General features: G+C 69.5%; 7 protein-coding genes and 2 pseudogenes. 5 read left to right on the forward strand and 4 right to left on the reverse strand.

Going from position 1 to position 10,429, the window contains the following annotated elements; genetic code table 11:
* Positions 1-1,465 (forward strand): annotated as a pseudogene (gene folP / locus GRX66_RS12555) (dihydropteroate synthase); the annotation flags it as partial.
* Between the two features lie 51 nt (positions 1,466-1,516).
* On the opposite strand, the gene GRX66_RS12560 reads toward folP, so the two are convergent.
* Together GRX66_RS12560 and GRX66_RS20025 are read right to left on the reverse strand one after the other, a co-directional pair.
* Complete coding sequence (locus tag GRX66_RS12560) at positions 1,517-2,149, reverse strand: glycosyltransferase (RefSeq protein ID WP_325064095.1); 633 nt, start codon at positions 2,147-2,149, stop codon at positions 1,517-1,519.
* Positions 2,146-2,583, reverse strand: a complete 438-nt coding sequence (locus GRX66_RS20025; RefSeq protein WP_233745507.1) for a glycosyltransferase family 4 protein — start codon at positions 2,581-2,583, stop codon at positions 2,146-2,148. The genes GRX66_RS12560 and GRX66_RS20025 overlap by 4 nt, the downstream gene beginning before the upstream one ends.
* A gap of 141 nt (positions 2,584-2,724) precedes the next feature.
* Here GRX66_RS20025 and GRX66_RS12565 point away from each other — a divergent pair, with 141 nt between their 5' ends.
* The 3 genes from GRX66_RS12565 (at position 2,725) to GRX66_RS12575 (ending at position 6,341) form a co-directional block, all read left to right on the forward strand.
* Complete coding sequence (locus GRX66_RS12565) at positions 2,725-3,675, forward strand: polysaccharide deacetylase family protein (RefSeq protein WP_159526872.1); 951 nt, start codon at positions 2,725-2,727, stop codon at positions 3,673-3,675.
* Entirely contained in the window at positions 3,668-4,471 is an 804-nt protein-coding gene (locus tag GRX66_RS12570; protein ID WP_159526873.1) for a formyltransferase family protein, read from the forward strand. Before GRX66_RS12565 ends, GRX66_RS12570 begins: the two co-directional genes overlap by 8 nt.
* Positions 4,472-4,547: 76 nt before the next feature.
* Positions 4,548-6,341, forward strand: a complete 1,794-nt coding sequence (locus GRX66_RS12575) for a S9 family peptidase (protein WP_159526874.1) — start codon at positions 4,548-4,550, stop codon at positions 6,339-6,341.
* Between the two features lie 79 nt (positions 6,342-6,420).
* Here the strand turns inward: GRX66_RS12575 and GRX66_RS12580 are convergent, their stop codons facing one another.
* Positions 6,421-7,761: an ATP-binding protein gene (locus GRX66_RS12580; RefSeq protein WP_325064096.1), complete on the reverse strand. Its 1,341-nt coding sequence runs from the start codon at positions 7,759-7,761 to the stop codon at positions 6,421-6,423.
* Positions 7,762-8,053: 292 nt separating this feature from the next.
* The gene (locus GRX66_RS12585) at positions 8,054-9,805 is read right to left on the reverse strand and encodes a PAS domain S-box protein (protein ID WP_159526875.1); all 1,752 of its coding nucleotides are present in this window, start codon (positions 9,803-9,805) and stop codon (positions 8,054-8,056) included.
* Positions 9,806-10,011: 206 nt separating this feature from the next.
* On the opposite strand from GRX66_RS12585, the pseudogene GRX66_RS12590 reads away from it, so the two are divergent.
* Positions 10,012-10,429 (forward strand): annotated as a pseudogene (locus GRX66_RS12590) (M48 family metalloprotease); the annotation flags it as partial.

Here is a 10,429-nt window from a genome sequence, read left to right on the forward strand (position 1 = left end):
ACTACGACGACCTCCACCTGGTCTTCGGCGCGATGCACGACAAGGACCACCGCGGGATGGCGGCGGCGCTCCCGACGCCGGACCGCGTGTGGGCCTGCGAACCCGACACGGCCGCGCGGAGGACGCGGACGTGCTCTCGACGGTGTTCTCGGAGGCCGGTTCGGACACGACGGTCACGCGGGCAGTGGACTCCGCGCTCGACGAGGCCGTCGCCGCTGCGGGCCCGGACGACGTCGTGCTCGTCGCCGGGTCGCTGTTCGCCGTGGCTGAAGCCCGGACGCGGTGGACGCGCGCGAACGTCCAGAAGGACGTCGACGACATCGAGGACGCCCGCGCCGTGCTGGAGGGCGCTCACGTCACGCCGCCGGGCGTCTGGCGGATGCGCGGCAAGGGCGTCCACCGCGTCGTGAAGACGCGCGTCCAGAACCGGCAGGCCCAGTACCTCAAGGAGGAGCTGCTCAGCCTCGGCGGCGAGTGCTCGCTGTCCGGACTGAACTCCCAGTCCCGGGGCTACCTCGACGCCGTCCTGATGGGGACGCTGGCGCAGTTCAAGCGCCTCTGCGAGAAACTCGACGGCCAGCCCTACGGCCTGTCGGTGTTCGCCGCGGAACTCCGCGCGGACCTCGGCATCCAGACCGACCCCGAGACACACGGCTACCCCTGGGAGGACGGCACGGCGGTGATGGGCGTCCTCAACGTGACGCCGGACAGTTTCCACGACGGCGGCGAGTACGAGGCCATCGAGGACGCGGTGGCTCGCGCGGAGGCGATGGTGGAGGCGGGCGCGGACATCGTGGACGTCGGCGGCGAGTCCACGCGCCCGGGCGCCGAACCGGTCTCCACGCAGGCGGAACTGGACCGCGTGCTCCCGGTGGTCGAGCGCATCAGTGACCTCGACGCGATGATTTCCGTGGACACGCGGAAGGCCGAGGTCGCGCGGGGCGCGCTGGAGGCTGGTGCGGACGTCATCAACGACGTCACCGGCCTCGAGGACCCCGAGATGCGGTTCGTCGCGGCCGAACACGGCGCGCCGCTGGTCGTGATGCACTCCATCAACGCGCCGGTCGACCCCGAGACGGACGTCCACTACGACGACGTCGTCGAGGACGTGCTCGCGGAACTCACTGAGCGCGTGCTGCTCGCGGAGAAAGCCGGGCTGCCGCGCGAGAAGATCGTCGTCGACCCCGGCCTCGGATTCGGGAAGTCAGCGGCGGAGAGCTTCGAACTGCTCGACCGCGCCGACGAGTTTCACGCGCTCGGGTGCCCCGTCCTCATCGGCCACTCCCACAAGTCGATGTTCGGCAACGTCGACCGGTATCCGGACGACGGCGGGTACGCGACTGTCGCGGCCACCGCGCTCGCGGCCGACCGCGGCGCGGACATCGTGCGCGTTCACGACGTCGAAGAGAACGCCGCGGCGGTCCGCGTCGCGGACGCCACGCGCCGCGAGGCCGACGACGAGTGACCGTGGCTTCGACCGGGCGGTGACGAGAACTCCCTTGTCGCCCGGACGCGCTCAGACCAGGCCGCCGTCTCCCTGCGCGTCCCGGTAGACGTCGAGGTAGGATTCGAGGAACTGCTCGTGGTCGTAGTCGACGAACGTCTCGTCGACGGCCTTGCGCTCGAGGTCGCCGGCCGCGATCAGGCACTCCGTGATCTCCTCGTCGTTGGTCGCGCGGAACCCGCGGTCGTAGGTCTCCACGAGTTCGTGCGCACTGGACTGGGCGTGGTACTCGACGATGCCGACGCAGCCACACGCCAGCGCGCGCAGCAGGTCGAGCGCGAACGACGTGCGTTCGGCGGTGTGGACGTAGACGTGTGCGTTCTTGAACGTCTGGATGCGTTCCTCGACGGACTGCTCGCCGGCGAAGTCCACGCGGTCCGCGATGCGGAGGTCGCGGGCCTGGCGCTCGTAGTTCCGGCGGCTCGGGCCGTCGCCCATGACGGTGCAGTTCCAGTCGTACTCCCGGAACTCGGCGAGCGCGAGGAACAGCGACTCGAGGTTGGCGTCCTCGTCCAGCCGACGGCTGAACACGATGTCGCCGCCGTCGCCCGGCACGGCGCGCCGGATCTGGTCGACGTCGATGCCGGTGGGGACGACGCGGACGCCGTTGCCGTCCGCGCCGCACTCGCGGACGCTCGTCTTCACCGTGCGGGACGGCGTGACGACGGTGTTCGGTTTCCGTGCGGCGTACCGATAGGCCCTGCCGCGCAGGCCGTTCGTGGCGTCGTGGGGTTCGTACCAGTCCAGGACGATGGGCGCGCCGGCCAGGATGCCGCCCCAGCGCGCGCCGTAGACGTGCCGGGCGTTCGACTCGTCGCGTGGACGACGTCCGGTCCGAGGCGCTGCAGGGCGACCGCCGCCTTCGCGGCGAACCCCCGCTGGCCGCGCTCCCCGGTCACGGCGTGATAGGTCAGCCCCTCGTGTTCGAACGTGTCCGGCCGGCCGTCCCACCACTGCGCACAACAGACGTGGACGTCGTGGCCACGCTCCCCCAGCAAGTCGGCGAGCAGGTGGAGCCTGTCGACGTCGTCGGCGTCGACGTGGTGGGCGGTCGTCTCCGAGACGAACGCCACTCGCATACTCGCCGTGATACAGTACGTGGATAAAAACGGTTCTGTTCGGCAGCCTCGACGGCGGGCGCCGCCACCAGCGACGGCGTGGCGCGTGAAACATTAGTAGGTTGTCACTACTTTTGCCCGTCGGCGACGAACCGTCTGCGGATGGCAGTCACGATCAGCGTCGAAGTGGAGCTCGGGTGGGGGGTCCACGACATCGGCGAGTACGGACATCTGAGCGAGGACGCGCGGGCCGAGCGGGCCGCGCTCCGTCGACTCCTCGACCACTGTGATGCGGTCGACGTTCCGGTCTCGTTCGACGTGGTCGGGCACCTCTTCGAGTCGCGGTGCGAGGGCGTCCACGACGGCCCGCACCGCAGCGGGTGGTTCGACGACGACCCCGGGACGAACGCGGTCGCAGACCCGCGGTTCTACGCGCCCGAAGCGGTGACCGAAATCGTCGACCACCCGACACCGCACGAGCTCTGCTCGCACACGTACTCCCACGTCCTCTGCGGCGACGCGCCCGCGGAAACGGTGGCCTGGGAACTGGACGCGGCCCAGACCAACATCCGTCGAGCAACCGGGTCGACGACGTCGTCGCTCGTTCCGCCGCGGCACAGCGAACCCCCCGTGGCCCCCCTCCGCGACGCCGACATCGACATCGTCCGGCTTGCCAGGGATACCAGCGACCGGAGTACCGCGAGCCGCGCGCGAGAACTCCTCCTCGGACCGCATCCAGTCTTCGAGCCGAGGCTGGTGGACGGCGTCGTGGAGACGTACTGTACCACCTATCCGTCACTGACGTCGTCGGCGCTGCCCGCCGGCCAGCAGCCGCCGCCCGCTCCGTTCCGCGCGCTGCCAGTCTCGTTCAGGCAACGCCTCCACCGACTGTACCTCAGCCGCGCGCTCGACGCGGCGGTCGAATCGGACGGCGACTGTCACCTCTGGTGCCATCTCTTCGACTTCTCGAACGACGCGCAGTGGCCACCCATCAGGGCGTTCCTCGACGAGTTATCGGCCAGACGCGACCGCGGTGACCTCGAGATCCAGACGATGGCCGAGGTGAACGACCGTGTCCGGGTTCGCTCCGAGGCAGTCGCCAGCCATGACTGAGGCCGAACCCGCGCAAGTCTGCCTGCTGCTGGACGGCGAGACGCTGTCCGCGTGGGCGGCGGCGGCCACCCAGCGAATGGTTGCGGAGACCGACGCCGAGATCTCGCTCGTGGTCGAGAACACCGCGACGAGCGAGCGTTCGCCACTGGACGCCCTGCGACGGGTGGTCGAACTCCGCGAGTGGGCCGTCGTCGCGGCTGCCGGTGAGGTGTTCGGCCGCGACAGCGTCCACCTCCAGCCCGTTCCCGTCCGTTCAATCGACGGCGCGGAGGACGCCGACTGGGTGTCCTGCGAACCGCGGACTGTCGACGGCTGGAAGGTCGCGCTCACCGACCGCGTGGTCGACAGGCTGGCCGAGACAGACGTGGCCGTCCTGTTCGGCTTCGGGTTCCTCGTCGGTGACACGCTGGACGCGCCGGAGATGGGCGTGTTGAGCTTCCACCACGGCGACGTCCGGGAGTACCGCGGCAAGCCGATGGGGTTCTGGGAGTACGTCCACGGCCGGGAGACGGCCGGTGTCACCCTCCAGCGCATCAACGAGACGCTCGACGGCGGCGAAGTCGTCGTCTCCAAGCACGTCGACATCGCAGACGCGCCGACGTGGGGTGCCGTTCAGCGTCGCCTGTTCGACGCGTCCGAGGACATGCTCGCCGAAGCGGTGCGCCGGCTGAGGCGACCGGACTTCGAACCGGAAGCGCCCCCGGCCGACGAACTCGCCGACCTCTACACGACCCCTCGCGGCCGACCCGTCCTCACCTACCTGTGGAAGACCGCTCGGGGAACGTTGCTCGGATAACGGGCCCGGCGCCGCGGCCGAACGCTCAGTTCCGGGACCCGAACCCATAACCCCCGTCCGGATGCAGTTCCCTGGTATGGCCTACGACATCGAGCGATACCTCAACGTCCGCGGCGCCGGCGGGCCGACGTTCGGCCCCGCGGGCGAACTCGCGTTCCTGCTGGACGCGACGGGCACCAGCCAGGTGTGGCGCGTGGACGCACCGGCGGTCTGGCCCGAGCAACTGACGTTCCACGAGGAGCGCGTGGCGTTCGCGTCATTCTCGCCGACGCGCGACGAACTCGTCTACGGCATGGACGACGGCGGCAACGAGTTCTGGCAGTTCCACCGGCTCTCCGCGGACGGCAGCGAGGACGTCCCGCTGACCGCACACCCGGACGCGAAACACCAGTGGGGCGGCTGGAGCCACGACGGCGACCGCATCGCGTACGCGGCGAACCGCCGCGAGGAAGCCGTCTTCGACGTCTACGTCCAGGGCCGCGACGAGACGGGCGCGGACGCGACGATGCTCGCCGAGGGCGGCGAGTTCGACCGGCTGTCGGTCGCCGGCTGGAGCCCCGGCGACGACCGCCTGCTGCTCCACGACAGCCACTCGAACTTCAGCGACGACCTCTACGTCCTCGACGTGGCGACGGGGGCGGTCACGAACGTCACGCCGTTCGACGAGGACGTGCGGTTCTCGTCGGTCGCGTGGACGCCCGACGGCGACGGCATCTACGTCTGCACTGACCTCGATTCGGACACCCGCTACCTCGGGCTGCTGGACCCGGAGGCAGGGACGGTCGAGACGGTCGACGAGGGCGGCGACTGGGAGGTCGAAGCCGTCGTCACCGACCACGACTCAGCGCGCATCGCGTACGCCCGGAACGTGGACGGGTACAGCGAACTCACGGTCGCGGATGCGGACGGCGCGATACTCGACCCGCATCCCGAACCCGACCTGGTGGACGGCGTCGTGTTCAGCCTGAGCTTCGATACCGACGGCGACCGTCTCGCCGTCTCCACGTCCACGCCCACGGAGAACACGAACGTGTACGTCGTTGACGTCGCGTCCGGGGACGCGCGCCGCTGGACGAACGCCTCGACGGCCGGCATCCCGAAGTCGACGTTCCGCGACCCGGACCTCGTCCACTACGAGAGCTTCGACGGCCTCGAGATCCCGGCGTTCTTCACGCTCCCCGACGGCGAGGGCCCCCACCCGGTCATCGTCCACTACCACGGCGGCCCGGAATCCCAGCGACGGCCGTTCTTCCTCTCGCTGCGCCAGTACTTCGTCGACAACGGGTACGCCGTCTTCGAGCCGAACGTCCGCGGCTCGTCGGGGTACGGCGCCGAGTTCATGAACCTCGACAACGTCCGCAACCGGATGGACTCCGTGAAGGACGGGAAGGCCGGCGTGGAGTGGCTGGCCGACCGCGACGACGTCGACGAGGACCGCATCGTCGCGTACGGCGGGTCCTACGGCGGGTTCATGGTGCTGGCGTCGCTCACCGAGTACCCCGACCTCTGGGCGGCTGGCGTCGACTTCGTCGGCATCGCGAACTTCGTCAGCTTCCTGGAGAACACAGGCGACTGGCGGCGCGCCCACCGGGAGGCCGAGTACGGCAGCCTCGACGAGGACCGCGAGTTCCTCGAGTCCATCAGTCCCGTCAATCACGCCCACGAGATCCGCGCGCCCCTGATGGTGCTGCACGGCGCGAACGACCCGCGGGTCCCCGTCGAGGAGGCCGAACAGATCGCCGCGGAGGCCAGCGAGCACGTGCCCACTGAGAAACGCATCTTCGAGGACGAGGGCCACGGCTTCGCGAAACTCGAGAACAAGATCATCGCCTACAGCGCCGTCGTGGATTTCCTCGACGAACACGTGTAACCTCCCTCACGCGCGCGCCAATTTCCGCGACGAACACGCGCAGCCCCCTCGAACGCGCCTCGACGCAGCCCGCTCGCGGTCACTCGTCCGCCCGCGGGAACTCGATTGTGACGACGGAGCCGGCGGGGTCGTTGTCGGCGAACTCGAGGCTACCACCGGAGCGGTCGACGATCCAGTACACCAGCCACAGCCCCAGTCCCTGGCTGTGGTGGAGCGCGTCGATGTCGGCGCGGCCGTCGAGCACGCGTCGTTCCATCTCGGGAATCCCCGGGCCGCTGTCCGCGACCGACACCGCGACCGTGCTGTCGGACGCGTCGACGCTGACAGCGACCGAAGCGTGGGCCGCGTCCGCGTGTTCGACGGCGTTCTCCACGAGTTCGTGGACGGCGGTTTCGACGTACGGGACGGCGCTTGCTGGCGCGGACGCCGGAGCGTCGACCTCGACAGTCGCCTCAGGATAGTCGTCGGCGACGCCGTCGACCGCGCTCTCGACGACGGCGGGCACGTCGACCGACTCGACGGTGGTGCCTTCGCCGATGACCCGGTTGATGGCGCGTTCCTTCTCGGCGCTCTCCAGCAGGGCGTCGCATCGCCGGACGATTCGCTCGGCGTGCTCGGTCACGTCGCCGGGGTCGTCGGTCAACAGGAGTTCCGCGCGCCCGCGCACCACGTTCAACTCGTTCCGGAGGTTGTGGCGGAGCAGGCGGTCCAGCACCTGGAGTTGACGCGCGCGTTCGCGGCTCGCCTCGAGCGACTGCTCGACGGTCGCGCTCATCTCGTTGAACCCGGCGCCGATCCGGTCCCACTCCTCGGCGCCGCCGATGTCCACCGCCACGCCGTAGTCGCCGTCCTCCAGGGCCGCGAACCCGTCGAGCAACCGCTCGACCTGCTTGAGGTTGCGGCGGTAGTTCCACCAGCCGAAGCCCGCCAGTGACGCCACCACGACGAACACGCCCAGAAACTGCAGGACCGTCACGCGCCGCATCGTCGGTTCGATCAGCGTCCGTGACTCCGCGACGCTGATGGTCCACGACGTCTCCTCGAGCGTCGCGTTGTACACCTCGAGCGAGCTGTCCGGCATTGGTTGGTCGCTGTAGATGACGCGTCCGGACGCCGAACGCACTGTCACGCCCTTCGGGGTGTCGACGTTCTCCGTCGGTCGTGCGAAGAATCCCGCGTCCGAGAGGTGGAACGCGGCATTGAGCGCGCCGACGACGGCGCCGTCCCGGACGATGGGCGCGCTGACGGTGACGATTTCGTTGCCGGACGCCGCTTCGATCGGTTCGCTGACGTACGTCTCGCCCGCGAGCGCCCGCTTGATGTACTCGCGGTCGCCGTACTGGTCGCCGACGACGTCGCGGCGCTCGGCCGTCGACAGCCCCGCGACGATGCCCGTCATCGTGCCGTTGGCCGCGACCACGGACGCGCCGGAGAACGTCGTCTGCTCGACGAACGTCTGGAGTGCGGCCCGCTGGCTGTCCGCGCCGTGGTCGGCGACGTCGGCATGGGATGCCCACAGCTTGACGGTCTCCTGGTGTCCGGCGAGTCGCGCGTCCAGTCCCGACTGGACTTCCTCTGTCGTCTCACGAATCTGGTCTGGTGCTCGTCCACGACGGCGTTCTTGTACACCTGGAACCCGGCGAACACCGACGCCGACAGCAACACGCCGACGACCACGAGCACCACGAAGAACAGCCGTCGCGACCGCATCGTTACGCTCGCTGGAGTTCGACGGCGAAGACGGCGCCGTCGGGGTCGTTGTCCTCGACCCACACCTCGCCGCCGACGTCGTCGACGAGCGTCTGCACGAGGTAGAGGCCGATGCCGGTTCCCGCGCTCTCCAGCCCTTTCTCGCCCTTCCCGAAGATGTCGTCCTTCTGGCGGTCCGGCACGCCCGGGCCGTTGTCCGCGACGCGGACCGTGACCGCGTCGTCGCGCTCGGTCGCGGAGACTTCGACTTCCGCGACCGGCTTGTCGTTGTGCTGGACGGCGTTCTTCAGGAGGTTCCGGAACACCGAATCCAGCATCTCGTTCCCTTGGACGTCGACGTCCGGAACCGTACCCTCGACGGTCAGGGCCGCGCCTGGATACGACGCTCGCACCTCCTCCAGTTCGGGTTCGAGCGCGGACCGCAGCGACACCCGCTGTCGGCTCTGCTCGCTGGCGAGCATCACGTCAGCGATGTCGCGGGCGGTCTGCGTGAGTTCGACGGCGTGGTCCGCGCTCTCCAGGATGCGTTCGGCGTACTCCCGGTGGTCGTCGTCGACGTCGTCGACGAGCATCTCGGCGTACGCGAACACCAGCTGGAGGTCGTTGCGGATGTCGTGGCGCAACACCTGGTTGAGCACGTCGAGGTTGTCGCGCTGGGTCTCCAGGCGCTCCTCGTAGTCGACGCGGTCGGTGACGTCGTGCACGACAGAGAACAGGCGTTCGTCGTCGGCCAGCTCGATGGGCGAGGAGTGCACCTCCACGGTCCGGACCTCCCCGTCGGCGAGCTCGTGCTGGAACCGGAAGTGGTTGCGGTCCTCCCGGCGGGCGCGCTCCCGCTGGCGACTGACGTCCTCCGCGGGAGCCTGGTTCAGGTCGTGCACCCGCATGTCAGTGAGTTCGTCCCGCGAGTAGCCATAGAACTCGGCCGCGGCGTCGTTCGCGTTCTCTATCGCTCCCGAGTCGGGGTCCACGAGCAGCATCGGCGCGCTGTGGCGCTCGAACATCCGCCGGAACCGAAGCTCGCGCTCCCGCAGCGTCTGCTCCATCTCCTTCCGTCGCGTGACGTCCTGGACGGCGCCCTCGTACCGCGTCCGCCCGGCGGCGTCGTCCGCGACTGCGGTCACTGCACCCCAGAGGGCGTCGCCGTGCAGCGTCTCCAGTTTGTACTCGGCCGCGGTGACGTCGCCGGTCTCCTCAAGGCGCTCCGTGAACTCCTCGTGGTCTTCGGTGTGGGCGAACAGCGCTTCCACGGGCAGTCCGACGAGCGCGCTTTTCGAGTCTGCGTCGAAGAGGCCAGCCATCCCGTCGTTCACGAGGCTGAAGTTGCCGTCGGACCCGACCTGGTAGACGCCCATCGGGAGTGTTTCGACGAGTCGCTCGTAGCGGTCGGACGCGGAATCGTGGGCAGGATGGCTCGCGGACTCGTCGACCACGAGGGCCGCGGCGGGCCCCGCGTCGAGTTCGACGGTGACCGCGTCGACGGCCGCCGTGAATCGGTCGCCGTCGCCGTCACGGACGACTACGCTGCCGGTCGATTCGTCGGCGTCGCCGCGCTGCACGGCAGCGCAGAACTGTTCGAGGTCGGGCGCGGTGTCGGGCGGTGCGACCGCCCGGACCGGATCTCCGGTGAGGTCGCTGTCGCCGGTGAGGTCGCGGAACGGCTGGTTCGCGTACCGTATCGACTCGTCCCGGACGACGACGACCGGGTCGTTCACGTGCGCGAAAATGTTCGTGTCGAGTGTCGAGCCTGGCATCGGGAATCTACGCCGCGGATCGGCGCGTACCCACACAAGTCGAACAGACTCCCATAAACGGGGGACGGTATTCCAGAACACTGGGAGTACCCCTCCTGCGAGGCCGTGGCTGTCACCTCCCTGCTGGGACAGCGCTGGAGCCGTTTCGTGAATCCCGGGGCGGGCACCGCCGGCGCTTAGTGGCTGCCGTCCGTAGCTTCACATCGATGCACGCCCCCGTCGTCCTCGCACTCCCGCCGTTCGCGTACGCGTCGAGCCGGCTGGCCGGCGAGGCGGCGCTCCGCACGGACGACCGGGTCGCCGCGGCGACGCGGCTGCGGCGACTGAACCGCGTCCTCCAGGCGACGGTCGCGTTAGTCGGCGTCTTCGTCGTCACGGACTCCCGGCTGGACGACGCGGTCGCTGCGGCGATACCCGGACCGACGGCGCTGAGCACGTTCGGCGCGCTGACGGGAACCGTGGTCATCGGCGGCCTGCTGCCGGCGCTGGCAGTCCACCTCGGGACGCGGCCGGCGTGGGCAGCGGTCACCGGTACGGCCACGGACTACGTCGCGACCGCCAGACGGTACGTGACCTTCGCGGCGCTGTTCATCGCGCCGGCGTTTTTCGTCGTCGGCGCGTGGC

The sequence above is a fragment of the Halobacterium bonnevillei genome, assembly GCF_009831555.1.
Classification (GTDB): Archaea; Halobacteriota; Halobacteria; order Halobacteriales; family Halobacteriaceae; genus Halobacterium; species Halobacterium bonnevillei.